The sequence below is a fragment of the Bacillus sp. KS1 genome (genome assembly GCF_020075515.1).
GTDB lineage: Bacteria > Bacillota > Bacilli > Bacillales > Bacillaceae > Bacillus > Bacillus velezensis.
On the sequence record NZ_JACAWW010000004.1, the window covers coordinates 434,158 to 453,627 of the forward strand.

The window sequence follows — 19,470 nt, forward strand, 5'->3', positions numbered from 1 at the left end:
ACCGCCTCAAGCCAAACATTTTAATTCTATTCTACCAAATAATCATTGGCTTGAATATCTCAAACGTCTATCTCTCTTCCGTCATCCACAGCGTTACATTTGAGAGAGAGAAATCTTTCAGATAGTGGTCAACCTCCACCTCGATCACGCCGCTGATCAGGAGCATGGACCGCTTAATATCCGTCAGATTGATTCCTAAACGTTTATGGTTTTTCATTAAGTAAGTGAAATAATGCTTCGCACACTCTTCATTGATTTCGTGAACGCATTCAACATTTGTGTAATTGACCAGGTATCTGCTGAACAGCATAAGAAGACTTAGTGCTTTTGTTGATGAAAATGTGACGTCTTTTGTTCTGTCTTTTAGTTGTTCCACTAATTCATAATATTTCTTTTCACGCACAATACTTGCCCTCTTCAATTGTGAACCCCCATTTTTTTATCCAGATAAGCACGGGTGATTACAGCTGCCGTGCTGAAGCGCCGCAAACACTTCTGCTTTCGATACTGAAATGCAGCTGCCAAACTAAAACTGTTCTCTATTAGAACCTTCTTTTATTGTAAGAACTAAAACTGACTGAGGCAACTTTCAAAAGTTTCATTTTGAATACATATTAACTCGGCATAAAGTCTCTCTTCTCTATAAATATCGGGTAATGTTTGTCCTTTATAAATGTTTAAATGTGAAAATTTTTTTAATATCTTGTCAAAACCGACATAATTATATGTCTTTTAGTTCATTTTTAGAGTGTGACAAAAGAAACAGGAGACGTAAAAAACGCCTCCTTTTCATTTATTTTACAAATAATGATTTTAACGCCATTTGCAGCTGTAAATCATTTTTTTCGTCAGATTTCTTTTCATTCATCAGCTGATTCATTTTTTCCGCTGTCTTTTTATCAATGACCGCTGTTTTATCAAGCTTGTACCGGTCTTGAAACGCCAGAACGGCTTTTTTCATTGTTTTGCTGAAATAGCCGTCTGCTCTGCCCGGGTCGAAGCCTAGGCCTTTCAGCAGGATTTGAGCGTGCTTGATATCCGCGCTGTTCATATCAGGCTGAAGCGGCTGTTTCAGCTGAAGCGGTCCCGCCGCAAAATAATCCGGCTGGCTCACAGCGATTGTCGGAGCAATGCCTTTTTTGTGAATCCAATTGCCTTTCGGTGTCAGCCATTTGTAAAGCGTCAATTTAATGTTGCTCCCGTCTCCCATAGGCACGGCCTGCTGAACCGTTCCTTTACCGAAAGAAGTGTCACCGACAACGTCATAATGTCCCGCTTCTTTTAACGCACCCGCAAGAATCTCTGAAGCGGAGGCGCTTCCTTTATCCGTGATGACATTGACGGGATACGGCTTCTTATGTTTTAAGGTTGAGAAATATTGTTTTTTATCGCCGTTACGCTCCGCAATTTGGATATACGGCATGTCTTTTGTGATGAAATGCTTTAAAATTTGTTCGACGCTTTGAAGATAGCCGCCGGGATTCCCTCTTACATCAAGGACGAGACCGTCAATCCCTTGTTTTTCAAGCTTTTTCAGCGCCGCGGCGAAGTCCTGGGCGGTATGCTCGGAAAATGTCGATATTCCGATGTAGCCGACATGATGACCGCCTGATTCTTTGCGGGAAGCAAATACGGTTTCAAGCGGGATTTCCGCTCTTTTAATCCGGAATGACAGCTGTTTATCAGTACCCGGACGCTGTATTTTAATAGAAACCTTCGATCCTTTTTTTCCTCTGATTTTCAGCACGGCTTCGTTTAAACCTTTCCCGTTCATTGACTCACCGTTTATGCTGATGATTTCATCATTCGGCTTGAGTCCCGCTTTTTCCGCCGGAGATTGCTTAAACGGTGATACGATAATGATTTTATTGTCCTCCATACCGACTTCAGCGCCGATCCCTTCGAAAGAAGAATCAAGAGAATCGGAAAACTGCTTGGCGGTCTGCTTGTCCATATAAACGGAATAAGGGTCGTTTAATGTAGACAGCATCCCCTGAATCGCTCCTTCAAGAAGCTTTTCTTTATCTACATTTTCCACGTATTCGTTCGAGATCAGCTCATATGCTTTTTCGATTTTTTCCATTGCCCGGCTTCTTTCTGCGTCTGTTGAATTCGGCTGTGCCGCCCCGGCAATATGAGCTCCGCCGCACATGATGCTGACGGCCGCTATCACTGCGATCATTTTCTGCTTCATCGTTTACCTCCTCTTAGTCCTTTTACGAAAACCTGGAGATAGTATGTGTAAATTGCAAAGAATTCATGTAACGGCAACAAAAAAATGAAAACGCGAGATTGTTACATATATATGGGTAACGTATAATATTTTGTATGCAATTCATTAAATATACAGGAGAATGCGATATGAAAATAAAATTATCGATTTTATCCGCGGCGATTCTGGCCGCAGGCATTACCGCCTTTGTCTGGCAAAAAACAGAGGCCAATGAAAAAATGCAGACGGACGCCTTGTATGTTTCTCCGGCAGGCAGCGACCAAAATGAAGGAACGAAAGAAAAGCCGTTCCGCACATTAAAACATGCGGCTGAAAAGGCAGAGGCCGGGACAACCGTATTGATTCGGGAAGGGACGTACGATGAAACGTTTGAAGTAAAGCACAGCGGCACGGCCGAAAAGCCGATTACATTTCGGAACTATCAGAATGAGCATGTCGCCATCAGCGGCAAATCTGCGCCAAAAAGCGATTCTGAAACTCCGTTAATTCAAATCCGCAATAAACAGTACATTACCATTCACGGCGTTACGCTTGAGAATCTCTCCGTATCATCAGAAGATGCGACGGCCATGGGGATCTGCGTCACCGGATCAAGCAGTCATATCAACATTGACGGCAACCATATCCGAAACATTAAAACCACGGCTGATGAGGGAAATGCACACGGCATCGCGTTTTACGGCACAGGCGCCATGAAGGATGTCAGCATCACAAATAATACGGTTGAAAAACTGACGCTCGGCGCAAGCGAAGCGGTCGTGCTGAACGGGAATGTTGACGGATTTAAGATTGCCGGCAATACCATCCGGGACAATAACAATATCGGGATTGACGTGATCGGATACGAAGGAACGTCCAAGCAAAACGACTATGCGCGAAACGGCGTCATTGAAAACAATACGGTGAGCCATAACTCTTCTTACGGAAATCCCGCTTACGGAGATGAATACTCAGCGGGCGGTATTTACGTTGACGGCGCAGAACATGTGGACATTAAGAATAACACCGTTTACAACAATGACCTCGGCATTGAAGCCACTTCCGAACATAAAGGGAAATACGCACGAGATATCCGGATTACGGATAACAAGGTGTACGGCAATGCTTACACCGGTATTTCAATCGGAGGCTATGACACGAAACGCGGCGGCACCATCAATTCGGTGATCGCTCATAACATTATGTATCGAAATGACACGAAGGACCTTGACGGCGGCCAGCTGCTGCTGCAGTACGGCACAAAAGGGAACACGATCGAAAAAAACATCATGACGGCAAGCGGTTCACGGATTTTTATCGCAAATAATTATACGAAAAACGAAGGCAATACCGTTAATCATAACGTCTATCACAAAGAAGCGGGAAAAGACGGCATTTGGAATTGGAAGAACAGAGAATATGATTCATTCACAGCGTACCAAAAAGGAACGGCAAACGATTCGGATTCCATTTATGCGGACCCGATGTACCGTGACGAATCGTCTTATGACTTTACATTAAAACCCGAATCACCGGCCCTGCCCGTCATTCAGTAACGAAACCATTAAAAAAAGCCAGTCTATATCAGACTGGCTTTTATATTTATACACGAAGGAATTTCCGGATGGAAGTCAGACTTCCCCATACTCCGATAACCGCGCCGATCAGAATGAGCACAAGTGATACTTGAAACACAAACGGACTGTACGGCAGAAGTGAAACAAATGACCCCTGAACTTTCGGGGCCACCCAAGCGACCATCGACTGGTACGTACTCAGCACGAGAGCGATCGGTATGATAGAACCGAATACCCCCAGCAGCAGCCCTTCCAGGAAGAACGGCCAGCGGATAAACCAGTTTGTCGCGCCGACAAGCTTCATGATTTCAATCTCTTTTCTTCTGGCGAAAATCGTGATTTTAATCGTATTTGAAATTAAGAACATCGCCGTGAACAGAAGGCCGATGATTAACGCGATCCCGATGTTGCGTGACACCCCGACGACCTTAAACAGACGGCTGACTTCTTCTTTCCCGTATGTCACTTTATACACATGATCCAGCTTCTCAATTTTTTTCGCGACTTTCGGCGTATCATGCGGATCTGTCGTTTTGACGATAAACGCGTTGTTCAGCGGGTTTTCCTGATCTTGCATTTTCATGGCCTTTCCGCTGTCGCCGAAGCTTTTGACCAATTGATCAAGCTCTTTATCTTTAGATGAAAACTCTACGCTTTGGATTCCCGAGATGTCTTTAATCTCATTCTGCAGCGTATCCTGCGTTTTCTTATTAGACGTCAGATCGATTAATACTTTAATTTCCACTTCTTTTTCAGCATTTTTAGCCATGTTGTTTAAATTCAGCATAATGACTAAAAACACGCCGACCAAAATCAATGTAACGGTAACGGCACTGATGGATGCAAATGTCATCCATGTGTTTCTTCCGAGAGATTTAAAACTCTCACGCAAATGGCGCCCGAGAATTTTAATCATAAGAACCATACTCCCCTCTTGACTCATCACGCACAATAATTCCGTCTTCGATCGCGATGACCCGTTTCTTCATGGTGTTTACTATTTCTTTATTGTGTGTCGCCATCACAACGGTCGTTCCGCGGTTATTAATCTCTTCCAGCGTCTTCATGACTTCCCATGATGTTACCGGATCAAGGTTGCCCGTCGGTTCGTCAGCTATCACGACGTCAGGATTGTTGACGATGGATCTTGCGATGGAAACACGCTGCTGTTCTCCTCCGGAAAGCTGGTCGGGAAACTGCCGCGCTTTATGCTTCAGCTGCACAAGATCAAGCACTTCGAGCACGCGTTTTTTAATGACTGACTGCTGCTCTCCGATAACCTCAAGCGCAAACGCGACGTTTTCAAATACCGTCAGTTTAGGAAGAAGTTTGAAATCTTGGAAAACAACACCTATTTTACGCCGCACGAAAGGAATCTCTTTTTCTTTCACAGACGCGAGATCTTTATGATTAATCAATATTTGTCCTTTTGTCGGCTTTTCTTCTCTGTAAATCATTTTAATAAAAGTAGATTTACCGGCTCCGCTCGGTCCCACGACATATACAAATTCTCCGGGATGAATCATGACTGACAGCCCGTTAATCGCTTTTACACCGTTCGGATAGGATTTATATACTTCTTTCATCTCTATCATGAAATCACCTAATCTTTTAATTATGTCTTGCAGCCATAGAGTTCGCAAACGTACAGCGGTTTATGGCCGATTTACCAGGAAACAGATGAAAAATCTGAAAGTTCCTTTTCCTCAGTACACTTCATTATACGTCAAATTTAGACATATTACTATTACAGTTTCTTTTCATTCCCAGACCGTGAAAAAACCTTGCCCCTATAACAGGCAAGGTTTTTCTGTTATTTTTTCTGTGACAGCCATTTTGCGATCTCAGCGGCTTCCTTATCATTTACAAGATGGCTCGGCATATTGCCGCGTCCGTTTTTAATGATGCTTTCAATTTTAGCTTCATCATACTTCCCGCCGACTTCCTGTAAATTAGGACCTCCGCCGCCTTCTAAGTCTTTTCCGTGGCAGCCGATACAGCTTTGCTGATAAAGCTCTTCTCCTGCTGACGCAGATGCTTTTGACCCGCCTGAGCTGTCAGAGCTTTCTTTTTTCGATTCATTGGAACCGCCGCATGCCGCCAGCAGGACGGACATGGTCAGAACCAGCGCAAGCAGCGCCCATTTTGATTTCATATGTAAGATGCACCCCTTCGCTATTATAACCCCGTTTACGCGCGTTTGAAACCCTCGCCGAGCACCTCGCTTGCGTCTGCGACAATGACAAAGGCTGACTCATCAATCTGTTTGACGATTTGTTTCAGTTTTGTGAATTCGGTCTGGCCGACGACACACATTAAGATCGGACGCTCATGTTCCGTATACCCGCCGACTGCGGAAATCTTCGTCACACCCCTGTCGATTTCTTTAAACACAGCCGACCTGACCGCTTCTTCATGCTGCGTAATGATTAAAGCCATTTTGGAGCGGTTGAACCCGACCTGCACGACATCAATCGTTTTGCTTGAAATAAATACCCCGAGCATCGCATACAGTCCCTGCTCCACTCCGAAAACGAGCATCGCGCTCAGCACAATTAATCCGTCCATGATGGCAAGGCACGTTCCCAGCGACAGCCCCGTGTATTTGTGAATGATCTGCCCCGCCAGAGCCGTTCCCCCCGTGGAGCCTTTGCCGAGATACACGATGCCGATTCCCGTTCCGATCCCGACGCCTCCGAAAATCGCCGCCAGCAGTTCATGGGTCGTCGCGGCAGGCAGATCTCTTGTTAAATAGACGGCGAGCGGCAGAACGATGGAACCGACCAGTGTCTTCATTCCGAACTTCCCGCCGAGAATGATCACTCCGGCGATAAACAAAGGGATGTTAATAATCCACTGCACGTAAGCCGGTTCAAAACCAAACGTTTCTAAAATGGTGCTGATCCCGCTTACTCCCCCTGCTGCTATACGGTTCGGCAGCAAAAATACGTTAAACACGACCCCCGTAATCGCCGCGCCGATCATGATGTATATATAATCTTTGATCAGACGGAGCGGCTTATTGTGATTCACATCCATGCAAAATCCTCCGTTCTCCGATTTTCTCTCGATAGCATTTTAAGTCTTCCCGGCTTAGAAGTAAATAACAGCCAAATACCGTATTAATTTGCTAAAGCGCTGTTGTGAAAAATGGAGAAAGAGAACGGATAAAAAAACACACCTGCCTTTGGCAAGGTGTGTTCCCGGATTACGACAGTTTAGAACGTAAATAGGCATCAATGAAGATATCGATATCTCCGTCCATAACCGCCTGCACGTTCCCCATTTCCGTATTGGTGCGGTGATCTTTCACCATGGAGTACGGATGGAAGACGTACGAGCGGATTTGGCTGCCCCAGCCGATTTCTTTCTGTTCGCCGCGGATTTCGTCAAGCTCCGCCTGCTGTTCTTCAATTCTGCGCTGATACAGCTTCGCTTTGAGCATTTTCATCGCCCGGTCGCGGTTTTTGATTTGTGAACGTTCCGTCTGGCACGTGACGACTACATTTGTCGGCAGGTGAGTGATCCGAACGGCTGAATCAGTCGTATTGACGTGCTGTCCGCCGGCACCGCTCGCCCGGTACGTATCAACTTTAATATCTTCGGTACGAATATCAATGTCGATTTCTTCATTGAATTCAGGCATGACTTCACATGACACGAATGACGTGTGGCGGCGGCCTGATGAATCAAATGGAGAAATCCGCACGAGGCGGTGTACGCCTTTTTCCGCTTTTAAATAGCCGTATGCATTGTGGCCTTTAATAAGCAGTGTGACAGACTTAATTCCTGCTTCATCTCCCGGGAGATAATCAAGCGTTTCAACTTTGAAGCCGCGTCTTTCCGCCCAGCGGGTATACATTCTGAGCAACATGGAACCCCAGTCCTGAGATTCCGTACCGCCGGCTCCCGGATGAAGTTCTAAAATCGCGTTGTTTTTGTCATATGGTTCACTGAGCAGCAGCTGAAGCTCAAATTCATTCAATTCCTTCGTTAATGACTTCAGCTCTTTTTCAAGCTCTTGCTGAAGGTCCTGGTCAGGTTCTTCTTTTAAAAGATCATGTGTCATTTGCAGCTCTTCGTGAGACTCGCTCAGCTGATGGTAGGAGTTCACGTATTCTTTCAGACCGTTCGCTTCGTTGATGACGGTTTGGGCCTTCTGCTGGTCATTCCAGAATTCCGGTTCCGCCATCTTTTCATCTAATTCTGCAATGCGGGCTTCCTTTGATTCGAGGTCAAAGAGACCCCCTGAAGTCCGCTAAACGAGAAGCCATATTTTCGAGCTCTGCCCTGATTTCTGATAATTCCATTCCATTCACCTCATTAAAAGATCCGGGGCGCCATAAGACGCAGACCCGGTCATGTTCGCTTCATACAGTCGAGACTATTCTGTCCGGCCGCAGCAATTTTTATATTTTTTTCCGCTGCCGCAATGGCAAGGCGCGTTGCGTCCGATATCTACGACTTTGCGCACCGGCGCTTTTTTCGCTTGTTTGGCCTCATCGCCGTCCTGCGGCTGATGAGCCGTCGTTTGGCCCTGCACCACTTCTTCGCGTTCGAGATTGCTTTCAATCTCGGCCTTCATGACGAATTTCGCAACTTCGTCCTCAATGGACTCAATCATGTGCTCAAACATTGCGAAACCTTCCATCTGATATTCACGCAGCGGATTTGTCTGCGCATAAGCGCGGAGGTGAATCCCTTGACGCAGCTGATCCATCGCATCAATATGATCCATCCATTTTGAATCAACGGCACGCAATACGATGACTTTTTCAAATTCACGCATCTGCTCTTCGCCGAAATTCTCTTCTTTGTCATTATATTTCGTCATGATGCGGTCCATGATCATCTCATGCATCTCATCCGGTTCTTTTCCGAAGATATCGCTCTTTTCAAGAGCGCCTTCATCAAGATACGTTGTATTCACCAGCTCCACGAGGCCGTCAAGATTCCATTCTTCCGGAAGCTCCTCTTTCGGCGTATAAGCGGCAATCGCACGTTCCAGAGAAGACTTGATCATGCCTTCAACAATGTCACGCAGGTTGTCAGAGTCAATGACTTCAAAACGCTGCTTGTAAATGACTTCGCGCTGCTGACGGAGCACGTCGTCATATTGAAGAAGCTGTTTACGTGAATCAAAGTTGTTTCCTTCGACACGTTTTTGAGATGATTCCACGGCGCGTGACACCATTTTGCTCTGAATCGGCGTGGAGTCATCCATACCGAACCGGTCAAGCATCGCCATCGTCCGTTCAGCTCCGAAACGGCGCATCAATTCATCTTCCATTGAAAGATAAAATTGTGTGATGCCCGGGTCTCCCTGACGTCCTGAACGTCCGCGGAGCTGATTGTCAATCCGGCGGGATTCGTGGCGTTCCGTACCGACGACTGCGAGACCGCCAAGCTCTTTTACGCCTTCGCCGAGTTTAATGTCGGTTCCGCGTCCCGCCATGTTGGTCGCAATCGTGACAGCGCCTTTTTGTCCCGCTTCTTCAATAATCTGAGCTTCACGCTCATGGTTTTTGGCATTCAGCACCTGATGCGGAATCCCTTTGTTTTTCAGAAGTTTAGAAATCAATTCAGACGTTTCAACGGCAACCGTACCGACAAGAACCGGCTGTCCGGTCATGTAGCGCTGGGCGACATCCTCCGCCACCGCCTTGAATTTCCCTTCCATTGAGCGGTAGATCAAGTCCGGACGGTCGTCACGGATGACCGGCTGGTTGGTCGGGATGGATACAACCTGCATGTTATAAATATTGCGGAATTCTTCCTCTTCCGTTTTTGCGGTACCGGTCATACCGGCCAGCTTTTCGTACATACGGAAATAGTTTTGGAACGTAATCGTCGCCAATGTCATGCTTTCATTTTGAATCTCCAGGCCTTCTTTCGCCTCAATCGCCTGGTGAAGACCTTCGCTGTAGCGGCGTCCTTTCATCAGACGGCCGGTGAAGGAATCAACGATGACGACCTGGCCGTCCTCAACAACATAATCCACGTCTTTCTGCATCGCCGCATGGGCTTTTAAGGCCTGGTTGATATGGTGGTTTAAGGCCACGTTTTTGACATCAAACAGGTTGTCGATGCCGAACGTTTTTTCAGCCTTCGTCATTCCTTCTTCCGTCAGCTGAACGCCCTTCGTTTTGACGTCATACGTATAATCCTGATCTTGCTTGAGTGTGCGTACAAACGCATTTGCCTGCACGTACAGTTTTGTGGACTTCTGAGCTTGTCCGGAAATAATCAATGGCGTTCTCGCTTCATCGACTAAAATTGAATCGACTTCATCAATAACGGCAAAATGAAGCGGGCGCTGCACCATTTGTTCTTTATAGAGCACCATGTTGTCGCGCAAATAATCAAAGCCGAGTTCATTGTTCGTTGAATACGTGATATCGGCTGCGTAAGCTTCGCGTTTTTCGTCTTTTGACATCGAATTCAGGTTCAGGCCGACTGTAAGCCCGAGAAACGCAAAAATTTCTCCCATTTGCTGGGCATCACGGCTCGCCAGATATTCGTTGACCGTTACGACGTGAACGCCTTTTCCTGTCAACGCATTTAAATACACGGGAAGCGTGGACGTCAGCGTTTTCCCTTCCCCTGTTTTCATTTCGGAGATGTTCCCCTCATGAAGGGCGATGCCCCCCATCAGCTGCACTTTAAACGGGAACATGCCGGTTACGCGGCGGGAAGCTTCACGAACGACGGCAAACGCTTCGACAAGAAGGTCATCCGTCGTTTCTCCTTTTTCAAGCCGCTCTTTAAATTCTGCCGTTTTATGTTTAAGCGCCTCGTCAGAGAGATTTTCATAATCTCCTCTTACGGCATCAATGTCATTTGCTATTTTTTCGTATTTGTTCAGCGCACGTTTGGTCGGATCAAACATTTTATTTAAAATCCCAAGCATCTATAACGCTCCTCTATGTTCACATGCAGATTTTGCATGGAATAAATGATAATTTTCTGTCCATGTATACCTCTCATTATCATAACATACCTTTTGCTATTTCCAAAGAATTTGCAGGTAAAGATAGAGAAAAACCTTCCGCGCGTTCACGGAAGGCTGGATGGGTTTATTCAGTCGGTTCAATTAATCCGTATTTGCCGTCATTTCTGCGGTAAACGACGTTTGTGAGATTCGTCTCCGCGTTGGTGAATACGAAGAAATTATGTCCGAGCATATTCATTTGGAGAATCGCTTCTTCATTATCCATCGGTTTTAAATTAAAACGCTTTTGACGGACAATTTCCGGGCTGTCATCTTCAATTTCGTCCTGAACCGCTACGCCCGTATCAGCAGCGCTGCCGTTCTCGAAATAATGTTTCGGAAGACCCTGGTCGCGGAATTTTCGGTTGACTTTTGTTTTGTGCTTTCGGATTTGACGTTCCAGCTTGTTTGTTGCGAGATCAATTGCATTGTACATATCCTCGTTATGCACTTCGGAACGAAGCGCCAGATCAGTCATCGGAATGGTGACTTCAACTTTAGATTCCTTATCGTTATAGAATTTTAAGTTGACGTTCACATCGGCATTGACGCTCTGCTCGAAATATCGTTCCAGCTTGCCGATTTTTCTCTCCACATGATCCTTTAACGCAGGTGTAACCTCAATGTTTTCTCCTCTGATATTGTAGTTCATCAAAGAACGCCTCCCTTTATCTAAGGATATGTAACTATTTCTCTTTTACCCCTTCTGATCCCTGCTGAAACGTTAAAATAATGTGTAAATTCGGTGAACGATGACGAATGGTGTCGGTTTTATCCAGCAGCTTCCTGCAGGATTATAAGTATATGCGGAAGACGCAGGCAAAAGACCTGCCGCTTGCAGCAGGTCTAGTGAAGAACATACGGTTTGATGCAGTCGTGCGTCTGCTCCATCCATAGCTTATAATGCGGCAGAAAGATGGTTTTTAAAAACTCCTGAAAAGGGGCGGACGGGAAATCATAATCATTTAACATGCTGAAATCCTGAAAGATCTCGTCAAATGAGCGGATCGCCGTCTCCACGCATCGGCACTCAACGATAGACAGCAGAAGCGCATGAGAGGAATCGAGATGAAAAAAAGCCTGAATCAAATCGTTGTATATCCGCTCGCCCTCCGTCTTAAAAAAATCATCCTGCGTGTCCAACAGGTAGCAAAGCCCCTCATCAATCGTAAAAAGAAGCTGGTAGTAGGCTGACACCAAATGGTAATCGTTCAAACTTCTCAAAACACTCACCTATTTGCGTTTGTCGTAATAACGGCCGTCACTTGTCGTTTGATGATACGGATTGAAATACGTATTATGGTAGATTCGTTTTTTCTTAAGCGTTTTTATTTCATTTCGGATACCATCCTGAATCCGTTTCACTTCGCCGGTAATCAGGCGGTCCATCGCGGCCACCTGCTGAAGCAGCGTTTTTTCTTCTTCGGAAAAAGGCGGCTTTATGCCCGCAAGCATCTCCTCCCTTTTCTCCGTAAATACCGTAACGCTGCTGATAAGACCGTCGCTTTCCGGGGCGTCCTTCAGTGCGGCGTACATGTTCTTCGTTTCGTTATACAAAGAAAAGACATTGCTGTTCATCAGGCAAGGCCGCCCGCGCCGTGGCTGTTTTTCCGTTCACTCTGCATGGCCTGCTTCCACGTGTCGCGAAATTCAGTCACGAGCTTTTCCGCTTCATCTAAAAATTCTCCGTTATTCTGCACGTTCGCGTCGATCAGCCGGCGGCGGATGTAATCATAAATGGATGACATCTGCTCGGAAATCTCAATCTCCCGGTTTAACGTGATGCTGAGCTCTTGAATGATGTTTTGCGCCTTTACGATATTTTCATTTTTGGCTTCAAGGTTGTTTTGCTTCATCGCCTGCCTTGCCAGCTTAATGAATCGCAGACAGCCGTTATAAAGCATAAGGGTCAGCTCTTCCGGAGCGGCTGTAAAGACGGATGTCTGCTGATAAGCAGCAAAAGGATTATTTAATGCCATTTTTATAAAACCTCCAAGGTTATGATGTTGAAGATCCTAACATTGACGTGAGATATGAAGATTGGCTGTTCAATTTCTCCAATGCCGTATCCAGTGCGCTGAACTTTTTATAATATCTCGATTCGATGTCATCCAGCTTCGTTTTCATATTGGAAATATTTGTTTCTATTTCATTCAGGCTTTTTCCGATGGCAAAGCTGGATGATACCGAGCTTTCCGTACCCGCCTGTTTTGAAATTTGAGTCTGCATTTTGTTTAATGTGTCTTTTAATCTCCGGGCAATCCCCTGCTCCTCCGGGTTTTTGGTTTTCGCTGTATCAGGACTGTCTGCATTAAACAGTTTAGCCACGAGAGCAGGATTCTCGGTAATTTTCTGTTTCAGTTTCGCTTCGTCTTTAATGACAAGCTTTCCTTGATCCGTATAACTATCAGACGTCTCAATTCCGAAATCGGCAAGCTGATATTTTTTCCCGTCAATCGTAACCGTTGAGTACAGATCAAGCCGCATCTCCGCCAAACCGTTCTGCAGCGTGCTGTCGCTCCGTAATAACCCGCTTTTGGCCTTTGCCTCCCACTGCTCAATCTGCTTATCGGTCATCGCTTCTCTTTGTTCATCAGTTAGCGGCTTATAATCACGGTATTTTGATTCTGTTACCTTCTCGTTTGCACTTTTAATTAACGTATTGTATTTATCAACGAAATCTTTAATGTTGTCAAAAATGCCGTCCGTATCAGTCGTGCTGTTAATCGTAACCGTTTTATTGCTGTCCGTCACGCTGTTCAGCGTGTATTTGATGCCGTTGATCGTAAAGTTATTGGACGTTTTTGTCATTTCAAGCCCGTTGAACGTAAACTTCGCGTTTTTCCCTTCGGCATTGGCCGTCAGTTCATTTGTTGCATCATCAACAGCAAAACCGAGCTGATCTTTCAGAAAGCTTTTGGTTGCGTCATCACCTGCGGCAAGGGTAAATCCTTCCCCCGTTTTATTGGAAGTGAACGCAATCGTATCAACATAATCCGTGCCGTTGGAAATTTTCTCTTTTAAAGCCGTCACTCCGAGACCCGAGCTGTTCAGTTTGGAAATGACATCGTCAATCGTATCGGTTGCGGCGATCGTGACGTTTACCTCAGTCGGCTTCGTTTCACCCGGATTTGTGACATTGAATTTCAATGTTTGGCTCTGACCCGAAGTGAAATTAATGGCGCCGGATGATTTATAAGTCGTCGGCGTAGCCAGCTGCTGTACAGACATACTCGTTGAAATATTCTGCTCAGCACTGACGGCCGCCGCGCTGACACTGGAATCCGAACTTGTTACTGTTTTTTTATTCCAGTTTGTGGACATCAGCATATTATTAAATGTCGTAGAATACATGTCGGCAATCTGAGTATTCACTTCCCGATAAGCATCGCGCTTCCATTCAAGCGTCTGCTTTTGCTGGTTTAATTTATTAAGCGGCTGCTTTTCGGCATCCATCATTTTTTTCACCAGAGAATCTACATCAAGACCGGAATTAAGGCCTGTGATTCTTGTGACCATATGTACCCTCTCCTTTTCGGCGTTTAGTCGTAGACGGCTCTATGACAACAGTGAGTTTCCGACTGTTTATCATATCACAGCTCCATAAATGTATGATCTTATTCTTATATCGGTCATATTAAAAGGTTTTCAATAATTTAACTGCAAAATATAATGTTTCATTTTGTCAATAGGGTTCTTTGGCTTGCTGAAGGGGGAGATAACTGAAGAAATAAAAAAAAGACCCTGGAGAACCAGGGATCTTTCCGTCATTAACCTTTCAGCAATTGAAGAACTTGCTGAGGCTGTTGGTTAGCTTGCGCAAGCATAGCTTGAGAAGCCTGAGTAAGGATGTTGTTTTTCGTGTACTCCATCATCTCAGAAGCCATGTCTACGTCACGGATACGTGATTCAGCAGAAGTCAGGTTCTCAGAAGAAGTACCAAGGTTGTTGATTGTGTGCTCTAAACGGTTTTGAACCGCACCAAGTTTAGCGCGCTCGCTAGATACTGTGTCGATAGCTGTTTTGATTGTTGTAAGAGCTGAAGACGCAGCTTTAGCTGAAGATGAGATGTCGATACCTTTTGTTACTTTAGAATCTGCAGCTAATTTTTCAGATGCAATAACTTTACCGCCAGCATCGTAATAACCAGCTGGTTTATTTGTAGCATCGTCTGCATCCGCCCAAGTAGCAGTGCTTCCGTCAGTTGCTGTAAGTGTATTTTGATCACCAGATACAGTATAAGTCGTACCAACTTTCAGGCTTTCAGAGTCCATTTTATTGATAGACAGGCTCATTGTTTGGCCTTCGTTAGCTCCGATTTGGAACGTAAGGTTTTGCGCAGTTCCGTCAAGAAGTTTCTTCGTATTGAACTCAGTGTCAGTAGAGATTCTTGTTACTTCAGACGCTAATTGGTCCATCTCTTTTTGAAGCTCAGAACGGTCAGAATCAGTGTTTGTATCGTTCGCCGCTTGTGTAGCAAGCTCGCTCATACGCTGAAGAATGCTGTGAGTTTCGTTCAATGCACCCTCAGATGTTTGGATAAGAGAGATTCCGTCTTGAGCGTTTTTAGACGCCATGTCTAAACCGCGGATTTGGGAACGCATTTTTTCAGAGATCGCAAGACCCGCAGCGTCATCACCAGCGCGGTTGATGCGAAGACCTGAAGATAATTTTTCCATGTTTTTTGCAGCAGAGTTTGAACCTGCATTCAGCTGACGGCTAGTGTTAAGAGCCGCGATATTGTGGTTGATTCTCATTTTGTATTTCCTCCCTGAATTGTTTTTCGCACGTCCTTGTGCATTTGCGCAGCGTCATTCTGAAGAAAATTTTTCCTCTCATTGGCTACAATATATATATCGGACGGCCGCTTCCATTGTTTATATTGAAAATAAAAAAATCCTCACTTTTTTTGTGAGGATAAGTTAAGTAATAAATCAGTATTAAAAGATACAGCTCTGTTGTTCTCTTCCAGGATCGACAAGTAGATTTCTTTCCTGTGAATATCTACGTGCTGAGGCGCTTCAATTCCCAGCTTCACTTGTTCTCCTTCGATGGCGATCACCTTTATTTCAATATCCGGCCCGATCTGAATGGACTCATTCACTTTTCTTGAGAGAACTAGCATGATCCTCCTCCTATCAGATGTTTTGTTTCATAGGAAGCATCATGTAAAATGATTTGTTTCGCCTTCATTTCCTTTTTATTGACGATAATCGGCGCTTTTAAATTAGCGGTCGTGTTTTCAAAAGGCTCTTCCAGCGTTAAAATCGCCATCACTTCGACGTCCTCTATATCTTCAATATGCAAAAGTTCAAGCGTCGCATGGTCAATGTCAAATTCGTACCCTTTAAAGAAAATAAACGGACTGGCGACAATAAAGGCGATGTGCTCCTGTTTGACAGACTGCAGCGCCAAAAACGGTGAATCTTCCGACAAAGGAAGAACAACAAATTGAGTCTCGTCATTAAATCCCGGCAGGCCGTTTTCAAATGAGATAATCTGCCCTTCGTCTATTCTGATTTCTCCGTGATATTTTGTTTTAATTATCATGCTTCACAATCCTTTACCACTTTCATCTTTTATTCTGCGTTGCCATCGTCAACCGAAATCGTCACCTTAGGGTCTTGCATCATATCAATCTGAACTTTCCCCGGCGTATAATTCCATACAGGTTTATTGACGGCTGCTTCAATTGAAGGTTTGCGGGCTTCAATATCAATCGTAAGCTTTGAAGGAATACAGTCAATGTCGACGAGAAACTGCGCAGGCAGAAAGTCGCTGAATTCGCCGAATGGATCGGGCGGTCTGACATCTGCTGCCTGCCGGGCCATCACATTGCCCGTTTTCTTTTCGATAGCCGCCATTTCCTTCCCTTCCCTGACTGTTTTTGCAATAAACTCGCTGCAGGCTTCCGCACCTTTCTGGGCGGCTTCAGCGTTCAGCTTTTCAAATGATTTGAGATTCAAGTTCTCCCACGCCCTCGTCTGGTCAATCGTCAGTTTGGCCGGCGTGCTTTCTATGTTCAGCTCTGCCGGCGGCTGCTCGATTTCCAAGTCAGCGGGCGGCTGTTCCATCTCGATTTCTTCCTTTTGAAAGGTTATACCGATTTTAGCAGGCACACTGTCAATAATCAATCTCGGCATCTGCACAGAGACCCCTCCTGTTTATAATATTTTAGTAAAAAAAGCGATCTCCCTGTTGTGAGTCGCTTTTTTTATATATTGAAGACGATCAGTTCTATTATTTCAGGAAGTCGATCAGTGACGGCTGAATGATATTCGCATTCACTGACAGCGCTGCTCTATGGACCGTCTGCTGAGATAAATAATCAACAATCACATCTTCCATTTCTACATCTTCATTATCGGACAATACTTTTTCAGCGGTTGCCGCTTGTGATTCCAATCTTGTCTGAATGAGTTCCAACCGGTTTGTGCGTGCGCCGATATTGGATTTTTCAGCATTCATTTTGTCAGTAAAACCGTCGATATCTGACAGAATTTGATTTGAATCTGCTTCGGACAGCGTGCCTTTGCTTAAAGAAGCTTCTAGGGAGTTTAGAAATTCAAATACATTATCTCCATTTTGTGCGACGCCTCCGAAAGCTGAGTTTGGATCAGAATTCACTTTCAGCACTGCTCCGTTCGAGATGTTGATGTTAACATCCGAAGCACCTGTATAATTCTCATAGTTGTACGTATATGTGCCGTCGGCATTTTCAGTGATCGGCGGGACATCTGAATTTGTTCCGTTAAACAGATAACGTCCGTTTACCTGAGTATTCGCGACAGAAACGAGCTGCTTTTTCAGCTGGCCGATTTCTGTACCGATTGCTTTCAATTCTGTTTCACCGTTCGAATCACTTTTCGCCTGAACCATCAAGTCCCGGATTTTCCCCATAATATCCGTTTCCGAGTTTACGCTTGATTCCGAGTTTTCCAGCCATGTAAAGCCTTGCGAAACATTCCGCTGATACTGGTTTACCTGCGCAAGCTGAGTACGGTACTGCATTCCCTTCATTGCAACGACCGGATCATCAGAAGCTTTCGTGATTTTTTTCCCCGTAGACACTTGCTGCTGAAGCCGATCGAGCTTGTCATAACTTGAGCCGATAAATCGAAGAGAATTTTTTGCGATCATCCCTTGAGTTACTCTCATTTACTTATCTCCTATCTTCCTCCGGTGCCCATACCGTTAATAATTTTATCGAATATTTCATCTTGCATCGTTATAATCCGCGCAGCCGCATTATAAGCGTGCTGAAACTGAATCATATTTGTCATTTCTTCATCTAAAGACACTGCACTGATTGATTGTCTCCGTTCATCGGCTGAAAGGGTGTTGCTTTCAGAGTTGTTCATAAGATTGGCCGCTTTTTGTGAATTAACGCCCAGCTTTCCGATAAGGGATTCATAAAAGTCATTAATTGTAGTGGTTTCACCGTTAATAGTCAGCTTGCTGTTCTGTACAGCTGCAAGATTTGTCGCGTTTGTGCCGTCACTTTTTTCTCCGTTTAACGACGCTGCGATATTATCAGTAGACGCAAGAATTTTGTCACTGACTTTTATTTTCGCTGCCGCACCTTTTGCAGGCACCGCTTCACCACCGCTGAAATCAAAAAATGCTGCGCCCTGTTCGCCTGTATAGGTTTTTCCTTTTTCATGAACTGCATTAAACGCGTCAGCAAAGGACAGCGCCATATTGTCAAGAGCCGTCAGCATTTCAGGATAAAGACCTTTTTCTTCTCCGTTTGACATATAGCCGTATGATTCAATAAGACCTAAAAGTGAGCCTTTACCGGTAAATGCATCCGCATCGACCGTACTGCTGCCGACTGACACACTCGACACGAGGCCGCTGTCCTTGTCGTAATTGATTTTCATTTCTGAAACTGTTTTTGTGTTACCGTCGAGCAGCGTACCGAGAGAATTGTTGTTTCCGTTCAGCAATTCGACGTTAACCGTGCCCTCAGCAGCCGCCAAGGCATGTCCGCCCGACTTATTATATGAAACTTTAATATTTGCCATAGAAGATAATTGATCAATCAATCTGTCTCTTTGGTCATACAAATCATTAGGGAGCATACCGCTCGGCTCAACTGCCGCTATTTGATTGTTAAGGTCATTCAGCTGATTGAGAATGGAATTGACCTGATCCGCTGTGTTATCCAGGTTCTTTTTAATATCACCCTGAATGTTAGTCAAAGAGGTAGATATATAGTTAAAACTTTCGGCAAGAGATTTCCCCTGCTCCTGCAAAACTGAGCGCGCTCCCGTATTTTCCGGATTCGTCGCCAGATCCTGAAGGGCATTCCAAAACGAACTGAGCGATCCGTTTAATCCGTTATCGTCAAGCTCTTTCATGACGCCTTCCATTTGCGACAATGAATTGGAACGGGCTGTATAGTACCCTAATTTTGTATTTTCAGTTCTGTACTGATAGTCTAAAAAACTGTCTCTGACGCGCTCAACTGAACCGGCTTTTACTCCTGTTCCGATTTGCCCGGCCGTCAGATCACTGTTTTTTGATACTGCGGGATAAGGGCTCGTCGATTGTAATGTGACGCGCTGCCTCGTATATCCTTCTGTATTTGCATTTGCAACGTTATTTGAAACTGTGCTCAATGCAGTCTGCTGCGCACTCAATGCACGCCTTGCTGTTTCGAGCCCCATAAAAGTCGATGGCATTAA

The 19,470-nt window shown here is 45.0% G+C and carries 20 protein-coding genes; 1 reads left to right on the forward strand and 19 read right to left on the reverse strand.

Annotated elements, in window-relative coordinates:
* Positions 1–67: 67 nt before the first annotated feature.
* Positions 68–421, reverse strand: a complete 354-nt coding sequence (gene swrA / locus HWY38_RS02550) for a swarming motility protein SwrAA (RefSeq protein ID WP_014305920.1) — start codon at positions 419–421, stop codon at positions 68–70.
* Between the two features lie 372 nt (positions 422–793).
* On the reverse strand, positions 794–2,152 hold the full coding sequence (locus tag HWY38_RS02555; protein WP_411908465.1) for a S41 family peptidase: 1,359 nt from the start codon (positions 2,150–2,152) through the stop codon (positions 794–796).
* A gap of 209 nt (positions 2,153–2,361) precedes the next feature.
* On the opposite strand from HWY38_RS02555, the gene HWY38_RS02560 reads away from it, so the two are divergent.
* Entirely contained in the window at positions 2,362–3,768 is a 1,407-nt protein-coding gene (locus HWY38_RS02560) for a nitrous oxide reductase family maturation protein NosD (protein WP_224181202.1), read from the forward strand.
* Between the two features lie 46 nt (positions 3,769–3,814).
* On the opposite strand, the gene ftsX is transcribed toward HWY38_RS02560, so the two are convergent.
* The 17 genes from ftsX to flgK form a co-directional block, all read right to left on the reverse strand.
* Positions 3,815–4,705: a permease-like cell division protein FtsX gene (gene ftsX, locus HWY38_RS02565; RefSeq protein ID WP_038460902.1), complete on the reverse strand. Its 891-nt coding sequence runs from the start codon at positions 4,703–4,705 to the stop codon at positions 3,815–3,817.
* Entirely contained in the window at positions 4,698–5,384 is a 687-nt protein-coding gene (gene ftsE, locus HWY38_RS02570) for a cell division ATP-binding protein FtsE (protein WP_007407465.1), read from the reverse strand. Before ftsE ends, ftsX begins: the two co-directional genes overlap by 8 nt.
* A gap of 218 nt (positions 5,385–5,602) precedes the next feature.
* Positions 5,603–5,944: a cytochrome c551 gene (gene cccB / locus HWY38_RS02575; protein WP_007614074.1), complete on the reverse strand. Its 342-nt coding sequence runs from the start codon at positions 5,942–5,944 to the stop codon at positions 5,603–5,605.
* Between the two features lie 35 nt (positions 5,945–5,979).
* The gene (locus tag HWY38_RS02580; RefSeq protein ID WP_224181203.1) at positions 5,980–6,828 is read right to left on the reverse strand and encodes a YitT family protein; all 849 of its coding nucleotides are present in this window, start codon (positions 6,826–6,828) and stop codon (positions 5,980–5,982) included.
* 169 nt (positions 6,829–6,997) lie between these two features.
* A protein-coding gene (gene prfB, locus HWY38_RS02585) for a peptide chain release factor 2 (RefSeq protein WP_096034905.1) occupies positions 6,998–8,099 on the reverse strand; the annotation gives its coding sequence in 2 pieces (ribosomal slippage) (positions 6,998–8,026 and positions 8,028–8,099; 1,101 coding nt in all).
* Positions 8,100–8,173: 74 nt separating this feature from the next.
* Positions 8,174–10,699 (reverse strand): preprotein translocase subunit SecA, encoded by a 2,526-nt coding sequence (secA, locus tag HWY38_RS02590; protein WP_088461735.1) that lies wholly within the window; start codon positions 10,697–10,699, stop codon positions 8,174–8,176.
* A 166-nt stretch (positions 10,700–10,865) separates the two neighbouring features.
* Positions 10,866–11,432, reverse strand: a complete 567-nt coding sequence (gene hpf / locus HWY38_RS02595; RefSeq protein ID WP_007407470.1) for a ribosome hibernation-promoting factor, HPF/YfiA family — start codon at positions 11,430–11,432, stop codon at positions 10,866–10,868.
* 194 nt (positions 11,433–11,626) lie between these two features.
* Positions 11,627–12,004 carry a hypothetical protein gene (locus HWY38_RS02600; RefSeq protein WP_013353772.1) on the reverse strand — a complete coding sequence of 126 codons (378 nt, stop codon included), beginning with the start codon at positions 12,002–12,004 and terminating at the stop codon, positions 11,627–11,629.
* Positions 12,005–12,013: 9 nt separating this feature from the next.
* Positions 12,014–12,358, reverse strand: coding sequence for a flagella biosynthesis regulatory protein FliT (fliT, locus tag HWY38_RS02605; RefSeq protein WP_224181204.1), 345 nt, complete (start codon positions 12,356–12,358; stop codon positions 12,014–12,016).
* Positions 12,358–12,759, reverse strand: a complete 402-nt coding sequence (gene fliS, locus HWY38_RS02610) for a flagellar export chaperone FliS (RefSeq protein WP_049627493.1) — start codon at positions 12,757–12,759, stop codon at positions 12,358–12,360. The genes fliT and fliS overlap by 1 nt, the downstream gene beginning before the upstream one ends.
* Before the next feature lie 19 nt (positions 12,760–12,778).
* Complete coding sequence (locus HWY38_RS02615; RefSeq protein WP_224181205.1) at positions 12,779–14,299, reverse strand: flagellar hook-associated protein 2; 1,521 nt, start codon at positions 14,297–14,299, stop codon at positions 12,779–12,781.
* 251 nt (positions 14,300–14,550) lie between these two features.
* On the reverse strand, positions 14,551–15,537 hold the full coding sequence (locus tag HWY38_RS02620; protein ID WP_007407474.1) for a flagellin: 987 nt from the start codon (positions 15,535–15,537) through the stop codon (positions 14,551–14,553).
* Between the two features lie 143 nt (positions 15,538–15,680).
* A complete protein-coding gene (gene csrA / locus HWY38_RS02625; protein WP_003151402.1) occupies positions 15,681–15,905 on the reverse strand; it encodes a carbon storage regulator CsrA in 225 nt (74 codons plus the stop codon).
* The gene (gene fliW, locus HWY38_RS02630; RefSeq protein WP_007407475.1) at positions 15,899–16,330 is read right to left on the reverse strand and encodes a flagellar assembly protein FliW; all 432 of its coding nucleotides are present in this window, start codon (positions 16,328–16,330) and stop codon (positions 15,899–15,901) included. Before fliW ends, csrA begins: the two co-directional genes overlap by 7 nt.
* A 29-nt stretch (positions 16,331–16,359) precedes the next feature.
* Positions 16,360–16,929, reverse strand: coding sequence for a DUF6470 family protein (locus tag HWY38_RS02635; protein WP_007407476.1), 570 nt, complete (start codon positions 16,927–16,929; stop codon positions 16,360–16,362).
* A gap of 91 nt (positions 16,930–17,020) precedes the next feature.
* The gene (flgL, locus tag HWY38_RS02640; protein WP_003151396.1) at positions 17,021–17,938 is read right to left on the reverse strand and encodes a flagellar hook-associated protein FlgL; all 918 of its coding nucleotides are present in this window, start codon (positions 17,936–17,938) and stop codon (positions 17,021–17,023) included.
* Between the two features lie 11 nt (positions 17,939–17,949).
* Positions 17,950–19,467 carry a flagellar hook-associated protein FlgK gene (gene flgK / locus HWY38_RS02645; RefSeq protein ID WP_224181206.1) on the reverse strand — a complete coding sequence of 506 codons (1,518 nt, stop codon included), beginning with the start codon at positions 19,465–19,467 and terminating at the stop codon, positions 17,950–17,952.
* Positions 19,468–19,470 lie beyond the last annotated feature (3 nt).

Excerpts from the sequence above, each read along its gene's own strand:
- HWY38_RS02555 (WP_411908465.1), bottom strand. The coding sequence starts at position 2,152 with ATGTGCGGCGGAGCTCATATTGCCGGGGCGGCACAGCCGAATTCAACA.
- HWY38_RS02560 (WP_224181202.1), top strand. The coding sequence starts at position 2,362 with ATGAAAATAAAATTATCGATTTTATCCGCGGCGATTCTGGCCGCAGGC.
- ftsX (WP_038460902.1), bottom strand. The coding sequence starts at position 4,705 with ATGATTAAAATTCTCGGGCGCCATTTGCGTGAGAGTTTTAAATCTCTC.
- ftsE (WP_007407465.1), bottom strand. The coding sequence starts at position 5,384 with ATGATAGAGATGAAAGAAGTATATAAATCCTATCCGAACGGTGTAAAA.
- cccB (WP_007614074.1), bottom strand. The coding sequence starts at position 5,944 with ATGAAATCAAAATGGGCGCTGCTTGCGCTGGTTCTGACCATGTCCGTC.
- HWY38_RS02580 (WP_224181203.1), bottom strand. The coding sequence starts at position 6,828 with ATGGATGTGAATCACAATAAGCCGCTCCGTCTGATCAAAGATTATATA.
- secA (WP_088461735.1), bottom strand. The coding sequence starts at position 10,699 with ATGCTTGGGATTTTAAATAAAATGTTTGATCCGACCAAACGTGCGCTG.
- hpf (WP_007407470.1), bottom strand. The coding sequence starts at position 11,432 with ATGAACTACAATATCAGAGGAGAAAACATTGAGGTTACACCTGCGTTA.
- fliT (WP_224181204.1), bottom strand. The coding sequence starts at position 12,358 with ATGAACAGCAATGTCTTTTCTTTGTATAACGAAACGAAGAACATGTAC.
- fliS (WP_049627493.1), bottom strand. The coding sequence starts at position 12,759 with ATGGCATTAAATAATCCTTTTGCTGCTTATCAGCAGACATCCGTCTTT.
- HWY38_RS02615 (WP_224181205.1), bottom strand. The coding sequence starts at position 14,299 with ATGGTCACAAGAATCACAGGCCTTAATTCCGGTCTTGATGTAGATTCT.
- HWY38_RS02620 (WP_007407474.1), bottom strand. The coding sequence starts at position 15,537 with ATGAGAATCAACCACAATATCGCGGCTCTTAACACTAGCCGTCAGCTG.
- csrA (WP_003151402.1), bottom strand. The coding sequence starts at position 15,905 with ATGCTAGTTCTCTCAAGAAAAGTGAATGAGTCCATTCAGATCGGGCCG.
- fliW (WP_007407475.1), bottom strand. The coding sequence starts at position 16,330 with ATGATAATTAAAACAAAATATCACGGAGAAATCAGAATAGACGAAGGG.
- flgL (WP_003151396.1), bottom strand. The coding sequence starts at position 17,938 with ATGAGAGTAACTCAAGGGATGATCGCAAAAAATTCTCTTCGATTTATC.
- flgK (WP_224181206.1), bottom strand. The coding sequence starts at position 19,467 with ATGCCATCGACTTTTATGGGGCTCGAAACAGCAAGGCGTGCATTGAGT.